The sequence below is a fragment of the Salmonella sp. 741265073_HBA genome (assembly GCF_046569105.1).
Lineage (GTDB): Bacteria > Pseudomonadota > Gammaproteobacteria > Enterobacterales > Enterobacteriaceae > Salmonella > Salmonella enterica.
The window spans coordinates 351,387-367,786 of sequence record NZ_JBKFRY010000003.1 but is presented as its reverse complement, the minus strand read 5'-3'; the positions used below and the strand labels follow the sequence as shown (position 1 = coordinate 367,786).

Below are 16,400 nucleotides of genomic sequence, written 5' to 3'. Positions count from 1 at the left end.
TCGCTCACCTGTTAGTCCAGTTCGTTGTCGAGATCGTTATTGCCAGCAGCCGCTGCAGGCGCGCCTGCTACACGGTTGTATTTCGGGCTCAGCTGGATGTAAAGAATAGCCATCACTGCGCCGATGACACCCAGTGCGACCAGGTTGAAGTTTGTGAAAGCCGCGGTGACGAAACCGAGGTAGAAGAACGGCATCAGGTAGCCTGCGCGCATCATGTTGATAACCATCGCATAACCAACCACGACGATCATGCCGCCAGCGATGTTCAGACCGCCTGTGACGACTTCAGGAATCGCATTCAGCATTCCCTGTACTTCGCTGGTGCCTACGGAGATGGCAACGATAACCGCCGGGATAGCGATACGCATTGCCTGCAGGAACAGAGAAGAAACGTGCAGCCAGGAGAGCGCCGTCAGGTTGCCGTTTTCAGCCGCCTTGTCCGCTGCGTGCTGGAATGCCACGGTGATGGTACGAACGATAATGGTCAGTACCTGGCCTGCCGCCGCCAGCGGAATCGCCAGCGCGATACCGGCGCCAATGCTTTGATGCCCGGCGATGACCAGAACGGTAGAGATGATGGACGCCAGTGCGGCATCAGGCGCAACGGCAGCACCGATGTTCATCCAGCCCAGAGCGATCATTTCCAGAGTACCGCCGATGATAATACCGGTTTTCATGTCCCCCAGAACGGCGCCGATTAAGGTACAGGCGATCAGCGGACGGTGGAACTGAAATTCATCAAGTACCGACTCCATACCTGCGATACATGCGACGATGAACACCAGCACAATCTGAAGAGTGGTAATCTCCATTGTACTTCTCCTATTGCTATCTTAAGTGTGAAAGCTAATTAAATGCCGGCGGTTATTTCGCCACTTTGGCAATTAAATCCATCATTTTCAGTTTCGGATCGGTGGAAACTTTACGCACCTCAAGCTCGATGCCGCGCTCGTTGAGCTTTTTAAAGGCTTCGATATCCTTTTCATCGACGGAAACGGCGTTGTTCACCTGCGTTTTACCTTGACGATAGGCCATACCGCCAATGTTCACGGAAGTGACTTTCACGCCGCCCTCAACGATGCGCTCGACGTCGGTAGGATTGGTAAACAGAAGCATCACGCGTTCACCGGCGTATTTCGGGTTATTGTAGACGCGAATCATCTTCGCGACGTCAACCACATGCGCCGTAACGCCCGGCGGCGCAACTTGCGTCAGCAGCGTTTTACGTACGGTATCCGCCGCGACTTCATCGCTCACAACAATAATACGGCTGACATTGGTCTCTTTGGTCCAGCGGGTAGCGACCTGACCGTGAATGAGGCGGTCATCAATACGGGCAAGCCCGATAACCATATAATCATTCGGGCCCATCGGTTTTGCCGGCGTGGCCGCTTTTGGCGCGGCGGCGACTGGCGCTGGCGCGGCTTTTTCTACCGGTTTCGCTTTCAGCGCTTTTACGCCTTCACGACCGGTTTCTACCGCCAGTGCGACCAGCTCGTCAAAGCTCGGATCGTCGTCACGAGCCATAAACGTTTCGACCAGCATCGGGATGTTGACGCCGGCAATAACTTCATAGCGCTCTTTATCGACGACAATGCGGCTGGCAGCATTAAACGGACTGCCTCCCCATGTATCAACGAGAAATAGCACGCCTTTACTGGTATCGAGTTTAGCCAACTGAGCGTTGTACTTTTCGATCAGCGTTTCGGCATTTTCGCCTGGAACGAAATCGATCCAGCCGACGTTTTCCTGCTCGCCTAACAGCATTTCGGCTGTTTTAAGTAACTGCTCTGCAGCCCAACCATGTGTGCCTATAACAATAGCAATGGTCACTTGCTACCTCCTTTATTATTGTCAACACATCAATTTGACAGATGTATTTTTTGAATCGCCGTCCGCAAGCGAATCGATTCAGATGAGGGTTACAACGAAAAACGCATGATTTTCGTGAATTATTTTAGATATCGAAAAAAATATTTTGTGTGATGGAGATCCGTAATTTTGTTTTCGATAATGAGAAATTTCGAAGTGTAAAATATCCTGGTTACATCTCTTTGCAAAGGAAGGTAAATCTTTGCCAAAAACCAGTTGTCTCTGTTATGTTTAGCTTCCGTTTAATTAGAATGGGGTATAGGGCAGCAGCCCGTTGTATGGATCGTCACCGACGTCATTTCACTCTTTGGCCGTTTTGCGCCTGTCAATCTGGCATATCTTGCCATAGCCTTACTTTGTTTATTGCGTTACCGCCTGCATCCTTTGAGATGTTGTGGGCGCCGTTTAGTCATTCCTTAAGCAGGAGCTTGTCATGGAATTATTAATGGATCCCTCAATTTGGGTGGGTTTACTCACGCTCGTCGTCCTGGAAATTGTTCTGGGTATCGATAACCTGGTCTTTATCGCGATCCTCGCCGATAAATTGCCGCCAAAGCAGCGTGACAAAGCGCGTCTTATCGGGCTCTCGCTGGCGCTGATTATGCGTCTGGCGCTGCTGTCCATTATTTCGTGGCTGGTGACCTTAACAAAGCCGCTCTTTACCGTCTGGGATTTTACCTTCTCCGGCCGCGATTTAATTATGCTGCTGGGCGGTATATTCCTGCTGTTTAAAGCGACCACCGAGCTGCATGAACGTCTGGAAAACCGCGAGCATGACACCGGACACGGTAAAGGCTATGCGAGCTTCTGGGTGGTAGTCACGCAGATTGTCATCCTGGATGCGGTCTTCTCGCTGGACGCCGTGATTACGGCGGTAGGTATGGTAAACCATCTGCCGGTTATGATGGCGGCGGTGGTGATTGCGATGGCGGTGATGCTACTGGCGTCAAAACCGCTGACCCGTTTTGTCAACCAGCATCCGACGGTGGTGGTGCTCTGTCTGAGTTTCCTGCTGATGATCGGCTTGAGCCTGGTGGCGGAAGGGTTTGGTTTCCATATTCCGAAAGGCTACCTGTACGCGGCAATTGGTTTCTCGATCGTTATCGAGGTGTTTAACCAGATTGCGCGCCGCAACTTTATTCGTCATCAGTCCACGTTGCCGCTGCGCGCGCGTACTGCGGACGCTATCCTGCGTCTGATGGGCGGTAAACGCCAGGCGAGTACGCAACATGAGACGGATAGCCCGGCCGCGATATCGGTGTCGGAAGGCGCCTTCGCCGAAGAAGAACGCTACATGATTAACGGCGTACTGACTCTGGCGTCGCGCTCCCTGCGCGGCATTATGACGCCGCGAGGCGAAATTAGTTGGGTGGATGCGAATCTCAGCGTAGCTGAAATCCGTCAGCAGTTACTCTCTTCTCCGCATAGCCTGTTCCCGGTATGTCGGGGCGAGCTGGATGAAATTATCGGTATCGTTCGGGCGAAAGAGTTGCTGGTGGCGCTGGAAGAGGGCGCGGACGTTGCGGCTATCGCCGCGTCTTCCCCGGCGATAGTGGTGCCGGAAACGCTTGATCCTATCAATCTGTTAGGCGTTTTGCGTCGCGCGCGCGGCAGTTTCGTTATCGTCACTAACGAGTTCGGCGTGGTGCAGGGGCTGGTTACGCCGCTGGATGTGCTGGAAGCGATTGCCGGTGAGTTCCCGGATGCCGATGAAACGCCGGAAATCGTTGCCGATGCCGAGGGCTGGATAGTGAAGGGCGGCACCGATCTCCATGCGCTACAGCAGGCGCTGGAAGTTGACCATCTGGTGAACGAAGAGGGCGATATTGCGACGGTCGCGGGGTTAGTGATCGCCGCTAATGGCCATATTCCTCGTGTTGGCGATGTCATTGATGTTCCGCCCCTGCGGATCACCATTGTCGAGGCCAACGACTACCGTGTCGATCTGGTGCGGATTGTTAAAGAACAGCCTGCCCACGACGAAGAGGAATAACGTCACACGCAGGAATCAAGTCTATAGATGCGGCATCGCGGACATAATCTGTCCGTTATGCCGGGCGGGCGGCGGCGCGCTGCCCGCCAGCCACTGTGGAAATTCGCTAATGGGCATCGGCTTCGCATAGAGATAGCCCTGTAACATTTGCACGCCATGCTGGCGCAAATGCTGTGCCTGCGTCTGGTTTTCGACCCCTTCCGCCACCAGTTCAATATTCAGTCTCTGCCCCAGCGCGATAATAATATCGGTCACCGTTGAATTGACCGCATCGGTACCGATGGCGGCGGTGAAGGATTTATCGATTTTCAAAATATCCGGCCGCAGTTTTTCCAACCAGGAGAGCGAGCTGTTTCCTGTGCCAAAATCATCGATGGCTAACTTGACACCTTTACGATGCAGCTCGCGCATCAGGCGGTAATCAACGTCAAGCAACGCGTCGCGTTCCGTGAGCTCCAGCACCAGTTGCTGAACAGGTTCCGCACTAAACCAGTACTGATTAAGATCTTTGAGAAGCACGCCGTGTCGGAAATGGCTTGCCGCCACATTGATGCCGATATGAAACTGATGGTTGATGGGGAAGTAGTGCCGCTGCCGAATGGTTTCCGCAATCACATAGCGGGTCAGCGGCGCTATCAGGTTATGCTCCTCGGCGATAGGAATAAAAACATCCGGTGAGATCCAGCCCTGGCGCGGGTTATTCCAGCGTAACAGGATCTCAACGCCGGTACACTGCTGCGTGCGGGCATTAAGCAACGGCTGACAAAATAGCTCAAACTCCCGTTCGGCAAGGGCCAGATTAATCTCCCAGGAAAAGCTCATTCTGCTGGCCGTCGCCAGCCAGGCGATATAACCGATCAACAGGCTAAGCAATACGGCCAGCGGTAACTGTGTCGGGAGATGTTTGAACGCCAGTACGCCTGCCGACGGCCCGCTGACGCTGATAGTAAAAGGGAAATGCCGCGATGAAAGCTGGTAACGCTCTTCATCTTTTTTTAATTCTGGAAGAGTATCGACCACGCCCCGACCATATAACAGGTGCCGTTTGCCGACCGTCAGGCTGGCGCTGGTAATTTGCGGCTGCTGCGGCTCAAGTAGCATGGTCGTCAGCAAGCCAATATTCACAATTTCCATCACGCCATCCTGACCATCGGCAGAGGCGGGATACCACTGAATGAGGATCGGGCTTCCCTTGAGTAACGAGTGATCCGTGGAAAGTAGCAGCAGATCGCCGGCTGCGGGAAGATCAGGCTGAAGCTGGCGTATGGGAGTATTACGGGCGCCAAAAATGCTTGAGCAGTAGAGAATTCCTTCTTTCACCAGTCCGATAGAACGAATGGTTTGCAGGCGGGCGGCTTGCTTACGCAACGGCAAATGCGCGGTCGCGCACGGAAGCTCAAGCAAGGGTAGCAGTATGTTTCGTCCGACCAGGAGAGGATGCAGCACATTATCCAGCGCATCAACGGCATGATTCGCGAATGCAACCGTGCGATGGTGATTTAAGTTCCGCTCCGAAATAAATCGGATGCTCAGCGTAAGAATGAGCGTGACCAGTGCACAAATCGTGCAAACAATGAAACGATTACGGCGATAATGATTGATGATCCGTTGTGCTGTTTGCATGCGGGCCGCCCAATAAGCGTTGGCGACAAAAGCCAACCGCGACACAGCAAGTGTAGTGGGGAAACGTGGAGTCGACGAGGAAGAGATAAAAATTTCGCCCATCCGTAGCAGATGGGCGAAGGGAGAGGAAACGGCGTTTAATCACACTGGACTTTAATGGCCAGCCCGCCGCGCGACGTTTCGCGGTATTTTGCGTTCATGTCTTTTCCGGTCTCGTACATCGTTTCAATGACTTTATCCAACGAGACGCGCGGCGCGCTGGTTCGGCGCATGGCCATACGCGCAGCGTTGATCGCTTTAACCGAAGCAATGGCGTTACGCTCGATACACGGCACCTGCACCTGACCGGCAACCGGGTCGCAGGTCAGCCCCAGGTTATGCTCCATGCCGATTTCAGCGGCAACGCAAACCTGTTCCGGGCTGGCGCCCAACAGTTCAGCAAGGCCTGCCGCCGCCATCGAACAGGCGACCCCGACTTCGCCCTGACAGCCGACTTCCGCGCCGGAAATAGACGCGTTCATCTTATACAGCGCGCCAATAGCGCCTGCCGCCAGGAAGTAGCGGGTGTAAATATCCGGGCTGACAGACTCAATAAAATGGTCGTAGTAAGCCAGTACCGCAGGAACGATGCCGCACGCGCCGTTGGTTGGCGCCGTCACGACGCGGCCGCCTGCGGCGTTCTCTTCGTTCACCGCCAGAGCAAACATGTTCACCCAGTCAATGACGTTCATCGGATCGCTGGAAAGCTTATCGCTGGAAACCAGCATACGACGCAGCGCAGAGGCGCGACGCGGTACGCGCAGCGGCCCCGGCAGCACGCCTTCGGTATTCATACCGCGATCAATACAGGCCTGCATGGTCTGCCAGACGTGACCGAAATACTCTTCAATCTCTTTCTTGCTATGCAGCGCCAGTTCGTTTTGCATCACCATGCCGGAGAGTGAAAGGCCGGTACTGTTGCAATACTCCAGCATTTCTTTCGCCGATTTAAACGGATAAGGTACAGTAACCTCATTCGTCGCTTCCTGGCCGAAATGCGCTTCATCAACGATAAAGCCGCCGCCGATGGAATAGTACGTCTTGCTATAAATGACAGTGTCGTCATGCCAGGCGTGGATCTGCATCCCGTTTTCATGCAGCGGCAAATTGCCGTTGTGAAAACGCATTCCGTCATCTTTCGGGAAGTCGACTTCGTGACGTCCCTGGGCCAGTAACAGACGCTCGCGCGTTTCGACGTCGCGAATAAAACCGGGGATACTATCAATATCCACGGTAGCGGGTTCATTACCCGCCAGACCCATAATAATGGCGATATCGGTATGGTGACCTTTCCCCGTCAGCGACAGCGAGCCGTAGACATCGACAGCGACGCGGGTAACGTTATCCAGTAATCCTTTTTCGACCAGGTCATCGACGAACTGTTTACCGGCCTTCATCGGGCCAACAGTGTGGGAAGAGGAGGGACCAATCCCTACCTTAAACATGTCGAATAGGCTAATCACGATAATACTCCTGACAGGGCAACCGGGGCTTCCGGTTACGATGTTATAACTGCGCATAGTGTAAGAGGGAACGCTGGCATCAGCTTAACTATTCACATGAATTAAACTAATGAATAACCGCGTTTTTACTAATATTGCGACAGTAATCTCAAGTCGTGTCTTGCGCGCGTAAAGTTAAGTATATACACGTTGCCCTTCAGGCTGCCTCTTTGGGGGAGGCGATTGTTACCACCTTGAGGCAACGTGAATGGCGTTGTGTACAGTCAGGGCTTTACGCCGATTTGCAGCGCCAGCTCACGAAGAATGTTTGCGGTCATGCCCCAGACGAAATAATGCTCATACCAGGAGAGCCATACGCGGTGCGAATTGCCGCGACGGTAAATATCAAGCGGATGATATCGACCCAGTTGCAACGCTTGCGCCAGCGGCATTTCAAACACCGCAGACACTTCGTCTTCACTGGCGCGCCAGGGGAGATTTGGCGGAATAATGCCGACCACCGGGGTGACCTGAAAACCAGTCACGCTGTCTACCGGCGGTAAAACGCCAATCACTTCCACGGCTTGCGGCGGGATGGCGACTTCCTCCTGCGCTTCGCGAAGCGCTGCGGCGATAAGCGAAGCATCGGTACTGTCCACGGCCCCGCCGGGAAAGGCGACCTGTCCGGCGTGTTTGCGCAAATGAATAGCCCGCTGGGTCAACAGCAGCCCCGGCTGGGGGCGGCGAACCACAGGGATCAGTACGGCGGCCTGACGTTGGTTCAACGTTTCATGAGTCATCTGCGGGCGCAAAAGCTGAAAGCGCGATAAGAAATGATCGAGCGTCAGACGGCTGGTATCCACGTATTAGTTCTCCAGTGGGGGCAGGATACGATTAACTTTATCAAAAGTTTCCTGATATTCCGCTTCTTCGTTGCTATCGGCCACGATACCGCCGCCGGCTGAGCAATAGAGTTGGCCCTGCGTTGCCGTGACGGTGCGGATAGTAATACTGGTATCCATCTTGCCGCAGAAACTCAGATAACCGATGCTACCGCACCAGGCGTTGCGTCGCTGCGGCTCCAGTTCGTCGATAATTTCCATTGCCCGCACTTTAGGCGCGCCGGTAATGGAGCCGCCGGGGAAAGCCGCGCGCAGCAGGTCGGTGGCATGAAGCGAGTCCGGTAAACGGGCAGTAATGGTGCTAACCAGATGGTGAACGGCAGGAAATGGTTCGACGACGAACAGTTCCGGCACTTTCACCGAACCCGGCACGGCGACCCGGCCAATGTCGTTACGCATCAAATCGACGATCATCAAATTTTCAGCGCGATCTTTCATTGAATTAGCCAGTTTCTGCGCCTGCTGACGATCCGCCTGCGGATCGTTAAGCCGTGGGAGCGTACCTTTGATCGGGCGCGTCTGAATATGACCGTTCTCCAGTTGGATAAAACGCTCGGGAGAAAGGCTCAATATGGCGCCGTCATGTAAACGAAGAAAGGCGCTGAACGGGGCGCGATTTGCGCGGTTAAGGCGTTCGAAAGCCTGCCACTCATCACCCTCGTAGCTCGCCTGAAAACGCTGGGAAAGATTGACCTGATAGCAGTCCCCGCTGTGCAGCCAGGCCTGCACCTGACGAAACTTCTCGCCATACTCGCAACGCGTCATATTGGATTGCCAGGCCGAGGTAAGCCTGAAGGGCGTGCGGGTCGGCGCGCGCTGGCTGGTGAGCCAGCGATATCGGGCGTCTGCATCGTGATAGCTTATCAGCGACACTACCTGTTTATGGTGATCGACAATCAGCGCCCAGTCGTAAAGGCCAATCGCCATATCGGGTAAAACGATATCGCGCGCGGCAGTATCGGGCAGAATTTCGAAACGCCGCCCTAAATCATAACCAAACAGACCCAGCGCGCCGCCCTGAAAGGGTAAGTCAGGGTCAGGCTGAGGATGAAAAGGCAGCGCCTCCAGTTGAGTCTGCAAAACGTGTAACGGATCGTCGAGAGTGACGGTGGACGTGCGCGCAGTACATACCGTGGTTTCCTGCGCGCGCGTGGTCAGTGTGGTGACAGGATCGGCGACCAAAATATCAAAGCGGTTATAGGGATGAATAGCATCACCTGAATGCAGCAGCATCGCCCAGGGCAAATGGTTTACGGGCGCAAAATAGTGTTCAGCGGCGTCCGGACGCCAGGGTAAGGTGATAACAGTGGGAGATAACGTCTTCATCATTCCTGACTCGTTACAACACTACTGGCTTACCGCCGGGTAGCGTGAAATAATTAGCGCTAACAATTTAGCAGGAGTTAATCATGTTTGCAGGTTTACCTTCACTCAGTCATGAACAACAGCAAAAAGCCGTAGAACGTATCCAGGAATTGATGTCGCAAGGTATGAGCAGCGGAGAAGCGATTGCCCAGGTGGCGGGCGAACTTCGCGCCAACCATACCGGCGAACGGATAGTGGCGCGTTTTGAGGATGAAGACGAATAACCGGCTTATACCGCCGCGACAATCTTAATCTCAACTTTATATTTCGGGTTCATCAACCCGGCCTGTACGGTACAGCGTACCGGCGCATGGCCTGCGACGACCCACGCATCCCACGCCTTATTCATGGCGGCAAAATCCGCTTTATCAATCAGGAAAATAGTGGCATCCAGAATACGTGACTTACTGGAGCCCTGTTTTTCCAGCACCGCATCAATTTGCGCCAGAGTATTCGCCGTTTGCTCAAAAGCATCGGCGTCCAGGTTTTCCGGCACGCCGGTATACCACAGCGTATTATTGTAGATCACCACGTCTGACCAACGATCTTCGGCATCAATACGCACGATAGACATTACTTATTCCTCATTTGCTTTTCATTTGAATGGTTCAAGACTGCCACAATGTGGCGCCGCCGTCACCTCTGTAACTGGCGTAAGCCTTTCTACCCTGACATAATCCCTGTGCAAATTAACAGGGGGCAGTGTGACGGACGATTTTGCAGCAGATGGCCAACTGGCCAAAGCGATAACCGGCTTTAAACCGCGCGAACCACAGCGACAAATGGCGGTTGCCGTGACACAAGCGATTGAAAATGCGCAGCCTTTGGTTGTTGAAGCCGGCACCGGAACCGGGAAGACCTATGCTTACCTCGCTCCGGCGTTGCGCGCCGGGAAAAAAGTCATTATTTCGACCGGGTCGAAAGCGTTGCAGGATCAACTCTACAGCCGCGATCTGCCGACGGTAGCAAAAGCGTTGGCGTTTACCGGTAAGACGGCCCTGTTGAAAGGACGTTCAAACTACCTCTGCCTGGAGCGTCTGGAACAACAAGCGCTGGCGGGCGGCGATTTACCGGTACAAACGTTAAGCGACGTGATATTGCTGCGCTCCTGGTCAAATCAGACGCGGGATGGCGATATCAGCACCTGCGTCAGCGTGGCAGAAGATTCCCAGGCCTGGCCGCTGGTCACCAGTACCAACGACAACTGCCTTGGCAGCGATTGCCCGCTCTACAAAGAGTGCTTTGTGGTGAAAGCGCGTAAAAAGGCGATGGACGCGGATGTGGTGATTGTAAACCACCACCTTTTTCTTGCGGATATGGTGGTTAAAGAGAGCGGGTTTGGCGAACTTATCCCTCAGGCTGAAGTAATGATCTTCGATGAAGCCCACCAACTGCCTGATATCGCCAGCCAGTATTTCGGACAATCGCTCTCCAGCCGTCAGTTACTGGATTTAGCAAAAGACATCACCATCGCCTACCGGACGGAACTGAAAGACACTCAGCAGTTGCAAAAATGCGCCGATCGCCTTGCCCAGATCGCACAGGATTTTCGTCTGCAACTGGGGGAGCCCGGCTACCGGGGAAATTTGCGTGAACTGTTAGCCGACTCACATATCCAACGGGCATTTTTACTGCTGGATGATACGCTGGAGCTTTGTTACGACGTGGCGAAACTGTCGCTGGGCCGTTCGGCGTTGCTGGATGCGGCTTTTGAACGCGCCACGCTATACCGTTCACGGCTGAAACGCTTAAAAGAGATCAATCAGCGGGGATACAGCTACTGGTATGAGTGCACCTCGCGCCATTTCACCCTGGCGCTGACGCCGCTCACCGTGGCGGACAAATTCAAAGAAGTGATGGAACAGAAGCCCGGTAGCTGGATTTTTACCTCGGCCACGTTGTCGGTAAATGATGATCTTCACCACTTTACCGCCCGTCTGGGAATTGAGCAGGCAGAATCCATGCTACTGCCCAGCCCATTCGACTATACGCGCCAGGCGTTACTCTGCGTACCGCGTAACCTACCGCAAACCAACCAGCCCGGCGCGGCGCGACAGTTGGCGGCTATGCTCAGGCCGATTATTGAAGCCAATAACGGGCGATGTTTTATGCTGTGCACCTCACACGCCATGATGCGCGATCTGGCGGAGCAGTTTCGCGCCACCATGACGCTGCCGGTATTGTTGCAAGGGGAAACCAGTAAAGGCCAACTGTTACAGCAATTTGTTAGCGCCGGCAACGCGCTGCTCGTCGCCACCAGCAGCTTCTGGGAAGGGGTGGACGTGCGCGGCGATACGTTATCTTTGGTGATTATCGACAAATTGCCGTTTACTTCCCCGGACGACCCGTTGTTAAAAGCGCGAATGGAAGACTGTCGTTTGCGCGGCGGCGATCCGTTTGATGAGGTTCAACTGCCCGACGCGGTGATTACGCTGAAGCAGGGAGTAGGGCGGCTGATTCGCGATGCGGACGATCGCGGGGTGTTAGTGATTTGTGATAACCGGCTGGTTATGCGGCCCTATGGCGCCACGTTTCTCGCCAGCCTGCCTCCTGCGCCGCGCACGCGTGATATCGCCCGTGCCGTTCGCTTTCTTGCGATTCCATCCGCCGAGTAATTTGTTACGGAGTATGGTAAGATGCGCGCTATTTTATTGATCTAAGCACGAAACCTCATGCGAATTCTGGCTATCGATACCGCCACAGAGGCCTGTTCTGTCGCCCTGTGGAACAACGGTACTATCAATGCTCACTTTGAGCTTTGTCCACGAGAACACACTCAACGTATCCTGCCCATGGTGCAGGAGATTCTGGCCGCCAGCGGCGTCTCGCTCAATGAGATAGATGCGCTGGCGTTTGGGCGCGGTCCGGGCAGCTTTACCGGCGTGCGTATCGGCATTGGTATTGCGCAAGGGCTGGCGTTAGGGGCAAATCTGCCGATGATCGGTGTTTCGACGCTTGCCACGATGGCGCAGGGCGCGTGGCGTAAAACCGGCGCGACCCGCGTACTCGCTGCGATTGACGCGCGGATGGGCGAAGTGTACTGGGCGGAATACCAGCGTGATGCGCAGGGCGTCTGGCAGGGCGAAGAGACGGAAGCGGTGCTGAAACCGGAACGGGTCGGCGAGCGGTTGAAACAGCTTTCCGGCGAGTGGGCGACCGTAGGAACGGGTTGGTCCGCCTGGCCCGATCTGGCGAAGGAGTGCGGCCTGACGCTTCATGATGGGGAAGTGTCGCTCCCGGCAGCGGAAGATATGTTGCCCATCGCCAGTCAAAAGCTGGCGGCAGGAGAGACCGTTGCCGTGGAACATGCCGAGCCGGTTTATTTGCGTAACGAAGTGGCGTGGAAGAAACTTCCCGGCAAAGAATGACTCTCACTACTATTACCCCCCATACTTTATGCTGTGGGGTGGAATAGAGGTCGAGAAAAAGGAGTCGCATCATGGCGGTTCAAAAACGGTTAATAAAAGGGGCGCTGGCGTGCGCTTTTGCGCTTATGCTGAGCGGTTGCGTGACTATCCCGGATGCCATTAAAGGTTCGAGTCCGACGCCGCAGCAGGATTTGGTGCGGGTGATGAATGCGCCGCAGCTCTATATCGGGCAAGAGGCGCGTTTTGGCGGCAAAGTTGTGGCGGTACAAAATCAGCAGGGAAAAACCCGGCTTGAAATCGCGACCGTACCGCTCGATAGCGGCGCGCGTCCTGTTCTGGGCGAAGCCTCGCGCGGCAGAATTTTTGCCGATGTGAACGGTTTTCTGGACCCGGTGGACTTCCGTGGCCAGTTAGTTACCGTTGTCGGCCCGATAACCGGCACGGTTGACGGTAAAATCGGCAATACGCCGTATAAATTTATGCTGATGCAGGCTACCGGCTATAAACGCTGGCATCTTGTTCAGCAGGTCGTCATGCCTCCACAGCCGATCGATCCGTGGTTTTACGGCGGACGCGCCTGGCCTTATGGCTATGGCGGTTGGGGATGGTATAACCCTGGACCCGCAGAGGTTCAGACGATAGTAACAGAGTAACCCTTTGTTTTATCAATAAAAGAAACAGCGGCTGGTCCGCTGTTTCTGCATTCATAGAGACATAATAAAAATAAATAGTGACGCGCTTCGCAACCTTTCAGTTGTGTAATTAATAAACTGGTACGCTGAGTTAATATAATGTTAACGACTTGTTTATTAACTGGGGTTGTGATGACGACGAACACTCATTTTAGAGGTGATGCATTGAAGAAGGTTTGGCTTAACCGTTATCCTGCTGATGTTCCGGCGGAGATCAACCCTGACCGTTATCAATCCCTGGTTGAACTGTTTGAACATGCGGCGACGCGCTATGCCGATCAGCCTGCGTTCGTCAATATGGGGGAGGTAATGACCTTCCGCAAATTAGAAGAACGTAGTCGGGCATTTGCGGCTTATTTACAACAAGGGCTGGGACTCAAAAAAGGCGACCGTGTGGCGCTGATGATGCCAAACCTGTTGCAGTATCCTGTCGCGCTATTTGGTATTTTACGCGCCGGCATGATTGTGGTGAACGTTAACCCGCTTTACACGCCGCGCGAACTTGAGCATCAGCTTAACGATAGCGGCGCGGCGGCAATCATTATTGTTTCTAACTTTGCCCATACGCTGGAAAAAGTGGTCGAGAAAACGTCGGTACAGCACGTTATTCTGACGCGGATGGGCGACCAGCTTTCTACCGCCAAAGGTACGGTTGTTAACTTTGTCGTGAAATACATCAAGCGTCTGGTGCCAAAATACCACTTGCCAGATGCGATCTCGTTTCGCAGCGCGCTACAGCATGGCTACCGTATGCAGTATGTCAAACCCGAGGTTGTCGCTGGAGATCTGGCTTTCCTGCAATATACCGGCGGTACGACGGGCGTGGCGAAAGGCGCGATGTTGACCCACCGCAATATGCTGGCGAATCTGGAGCAGGTGAAAGCGACCTATGGGCCGCTGCTGCACCCGGGGAAAGAGCTGGTAGTGACCGCGCTGCCGCTGTATCACATTTTTGCCTTAACCATGAACTGTCTGCTTTTTATCGAGCTGGGTGGGCAAAACCTGCTGATTACCAATCCGCGTGATATCCCCGGCCTGGTCAAGGAGCTGGCGAAATATCCATTTACGGCGATGACTGGCGTTAATACGCTATTCAACGCCTTGCTCAATAATAAAGAGTTTCAACAGCTGGATTTTTCTTCGCTGCATCTGTCAGCCGGCGGCGGGATGCCGGTGCAAAACGTCGTTGCGGAACGTTGGGTAAAGCTGACCGGGCAATACCTGCTGGAAGGCTACGGGCTGACCGAGTGCGCCCCGCTGGTGAGCGTCAACCCGCATGATATTGATTATCACAGCGGCAGTATCGGCCTGCCAGTACCGTCAACAGAAGCCAAACTGGTGGATGACGATGACAATGAAGTCGCGCCGGGTGAGGCCGGAGAGCTTTGCGTGAAAGGCCCGCAGGTTATGCTGGGATACTGGCAGCGTCCTGACGCGACGGATGAAATCATTAAAGATGGCTGGCTGCATACGGGCGATATTGCGGTTATGGATGAAGACGGCTTTCTGCGGATTGTCGATCGTAAGAAAGATATGATTCTGGTTTCTGGTTTCAACGTTTATCCAAACGAAATTGAAGATGTGGTGATGCAGCATTCTGGCGTGCAGGAAGTCGCGGCGGTTGGCGTGCCTTCCGGTAGTAGCGGCGAAGCGGTGAAGCTTTTTGTGGTTAAGAAAGATCCGGCATTGACTGACGATGCGTTGATCACCTTCTGCCGTCGCCATCTGACCGGATATAAGGTGCCCAAACAGGTAGAGTTTCGCGAGGAATTACCAAAATCTAACGTTGGGAAAATTTTACGACGAGAACTGCGTGACGAAGCCCGTGGCAAAGTAGACAATAAAGCCTGAGCGTTAAGTCAGCTAACGAGAGACGCCGGTTAAGCCGGCGTTTTTTTTGGCGCGAACCAAAGAGAACACGATTTGAATTACCAAATGATTGAAACGGACGATGCGCTGGCGAGCCTGTGTGAGGCTGTCCGCGCATGTCCGGCTATTGCTTTAGATACGGAATTTGTCCGTACCCGCACCTATTACCCGCAGTTAGGATTGATCCAGTTATTTGACGGGGCAAATGTCGCCCTGATCGATCCGCTCGGCATCAGCGACTGGTCGCCGTTAAAAGCGGTGTTGCGCGATACGGGAATCACCAAATTTCTGCACGCGGGTAGCGAAGATCTGGAAGTATTTCTGAATGCGTTTGGCGAACTGCCGGAGCCCCTGATTGATACGCAAATTCTGGCGGCGTTTTGCGGGCGTCCGCTGTCGTGGGGGTTTGCGGCGATGGTAGAAGAGTATACGGGCGTGGCGCTGGATAAAAGCGAGTCTCGTACCGACTGGTTAGCCCGGCCTTTAAGCGAACGTCAGTGTGTATACGCGGCGGCGGATGTCTGGTATCTGTTACCGATCGCCAAAAAGCTGATGATTGAAACTGAAGCCGCAGGATGGCTGCCTGCCGCGCTTGATGAATGCCGATTGATGCAGCAGCGTCGTCAGGAGATTCAGGCGCCGGAAGAAGCATGGCGGGATATCACTAATGCCTGGCAACTGCGTACCCGCCAGTTAGCCTGTCTGCAACTTTTAGCTGACTGGCGGCTGCGTAAGGCGCGTGAGCGCGATATGGCGGTGAACTTTGTTGTGCGTGAAGAAAACCTGTGGGCGGTCGCGCGTTATATGCCGGGCAGTCTCGGTGAGCTGGATAGCCTGGGGCTTTCCGGCAGCGAGATTCGTTTTCACGGCAAGACGTTGATATCGCTGGTGGCGAAAGCACAGGCGTTACCGGAAGAGGCATTGCCGGAACCCCTGTTGAATCTGATGGACATGCCGGGCTATCGCAAAGCGTTTAAGGCCATCAAAGCGCTGGTGGCGGAGGTGAGCGCGTCGCATCACGTCAGCGGCGAGCTACTGGCATCGCGTCGGCAGATTAATCAGTTGCTTAACTGGCACTGGAAATTAAAACCGCAAAATGGGCAACCGGAATTGATTTCCGGCTGGCGCGCCGAACTGATGGCGGAGAAGTTAACTCTTCTGTTGCTGGAGTATCCGCGTTAACGACGGTAATTGCCGGGAAAACGGCCAGTGAAATAAATGTCCGTATTCGGAAT

Annotated in this window: 15 protein-coding genes; 8 read left to right on the top strand and 7 right to left on the bottom strand. The window is 54.1% G+C overall.

Going from position 1 to position 16,400, the window contains the following annotated elements; genetic code table 11:
• Window positions 1-11: 11 nt before the first annotated feature.
• Window positions 12-812: a PTS mannose transporter subunit IIC gene (gene manY, locus ACLD3P_RS06660; RefSeq protein ID WP_000406918.1), complete on the bottom strand. Its 801-nt coding sequence runs from the start codon at window positions 810-812 to the stop codon at window positions 12-14.
• Window positions 813-864: 52 nt separating this feature from the next.
• Window positions 865-1,833 carry a PTS mannose transporter subunit IIAB gene (gene manX, locus ACLD3P_RS06655; protein WP_000150523.1) on the bottom strand — a complete coding sequence of 323 codons (969 nt, stop codon included), beginning with the start codon at window positions 1,831-1,833 and terminating at the stop codon, window positions 865-867.
• 152 nt (window positions 1,834-1,985) lie between these two features.
• Between manX and ACLD3P_RS06650 the strand changes: the two genes are divergently transcribed.
• Both ACLD3P_RS06650 and yoaE read left to right on the top strand, forming a co-directional pair.
• The gene (locus ACLD3P_RS06650) at window positions 1,986-2,318 is read left to right on the top strand and encodes a protein YoaL (protein WP_011233029.1); all 333 of its coding nucleotides are present in this window, start codon (window positions 1,986-1,988) and stop codon (window positions 2,316-2,318) included.
• Window positions 2,306-3,865: a CNNM family cation transport protein YoaE gene (gene yoaE, locus ACLD3P_RS06645; protein WP_000421815.1), complete on the top strand. Its 1,560-nt coding sequence runs from the start codon at window positions 2,306-2,308 to the stop codon at window positions 3,863-3,865. Before ACLD3P_RS06650 ends, yoaE begins: the two co-directional genes overlap by 13 nt.
• A 21-nt stretch (window positions 3,866-3,886) precedes the next feature.
• On the opposite strand, the gene ACLD3P_RS06640 is transcribed toward yoaE, so the two are convergent.
• The 4 genes from ACLD3P_RS06640 to pabB all read right to left on the bottom strand — a co-directional run bounded on the left by ACLD3P_RS06640 (window position 3,887) and on the right by pabB (window position 9,200).
• Window positions 3,887-5,488, bottom strand: coding sequence for an EAL domain-containing protein (locus ACLD3P_RS06640; RefSeq protein ID WP_001192516.1), 1,602 nt, complete (start codon window positions 5,486-5,488; stop codon window positions 3,887-3,889).
• 137 nt (window positions 5,489-5,625) lie between these two features.
• The gene (gene sdaA / locus ACLD3P_RS06635; RefSeq protein ID WP_000624274.1) at window positions 5,626-6,990 is read right to left on the bottom strand and encodes an L-serine ammonia-lyase; all 1,365 of its coding nucleotides are present in this window, start codon (window positions 6,988-6,990) and stop codon (window positions 5,626-5,628) included.
• 263 nt (window positions 6,991-7,253) lie between these two features.
• Complete coding sequence (locus ACLD3P_RS06630; RefSeq protein ID WP_000381543.1) at window positions 7,254-7,832, bottom strand: CoA pyrophosphatase; 579 nt, start codon at window positions 7,830-7,832, stop codon at window positions 7,254-7,256.
• A 3-nt stretch (window positions 7,833-7,835) separates the two neighbouring features.
• Window positions 7,836-9,200 carry an aminodeoxychorismate synthase component 1 gene (gene pabB / locus ACLD3P_RS06625; protein WP_131046086.1) on the bottom strand — a complete coding sequence of 455 codons (1,365 nt, stop codon included), beginning with the start codon at window positions 9,198-9,200 and terminating at the stop codon, window positions 7,836-7,838.
• 80 nt (window positions 9,201-9,280) lie between these two features.
• Between pabB and ACLD3P_RS06620 the strand changes: the two genes are divergently transcribed.
• A complete protein-coding gene (locus ACLD3P_RS06620) occupies window positions 9,281-9,460 on the top strand; it encodes a YoaH family protein (RefSeq protein ID WP_000457328.1) in 180 nt (59 codons plus the stop codon).
• A 5-nt stretch (window positions 9,461-9,465) separates the two neighbouring features.
• Here the strand turns inward: ACLD3P_RS06620 and ACLD3P_RS06615 are convergent, their stop codons facing one another.
• Window positions 9,466-9,810 (bottom strand): RidA family protein, encoded by a 345-nt coding sequence (locus ACLD3P_RS06615; RefSeq protein ID WP_131046085.1) that lies wholly within the window; start codon window positions 9,808-9,810, stop codon window positions 9,466-9,468.
• 130 nt (window positions 9,811-9,940) lie between these two features.
• Here ACLD3P_RS06615 and ACLD3P_RS06610 point away from each other — a divergent pair, with 130 nt between their 5' ends.
• The 5 genes from ACLD3P_RS06610 to rnd all read left to right on the top strand — a co-directional run bounded on the left by ACLD3P_RS06610 (window position 9,941) and on the right by rnd (window position 16,347).
• Entirely contained in the window at window positions 9,941-11,851 is a 1,911-nt protein-coding gene (locus ACLD3P_RS06610; RefSeq protein WP_131046084.1) for an ATP-dependent DNA helicase, read from the top strand.
• Window positions 11,852-11,908: 57 nt separating this feature from the next.
• Window positions 11,909-12,604 (top strand): tRNA (adenosine(37)-N6)-threonylcarbamoyltransferase complex dimerization subunit type 1 TsaB, encoded by a 696-nt coding sequence (gene tsaB / locus ACLD3P_RS06605; protein ID WP_001221017.1) that lies wholly within the window; start codon window positions 11,909-11,911, stop codon window positions 12,602-12,604.
• A 71-nt stretch (window positions 12,605-12,675) separates the two neighbouring features.
• On the top strand, window positions 12,676-13,257 hold the full coding sequence (locus ACLD3P_RS06600) for a Slp family lipoprotein (RefSeq protein ID WP_000290594.1): 582 nt from the start codon (window positions 12,676-12,678) through the stop codon (window positions 13,255-13,257).
• Between the two features lie 204 nt (window positions 13,258-13,461).
• A complete protein-coding gene (gene fadD / locus ACLD3P_RS06595) occupies window positions 13,462-15,147 on the top strand; it encodes a long-chain-fatty-acid--CoA ligase FadD (RefSeq protein ID WP_080177726.1) in 1,686 nt (561 codons plus the stop codon).
• Window positions 15,148-15,219: 72 nt separating this feature from the next.
• On the top strand, window positions 15,220-16,347 hold the full coding sequence (rnd, locus tag ACLD3P_RS06590; RefSeq protein WP_131046082.1) for a ribonuclease D: 1,128 nt from the start codon (window positions 15,220-15,222) through the stop codon (window positions 16,345-16,347).
• The last annotated feature ends 53 nt before the right edge of the window (window positions 16,348-16,400 follow it).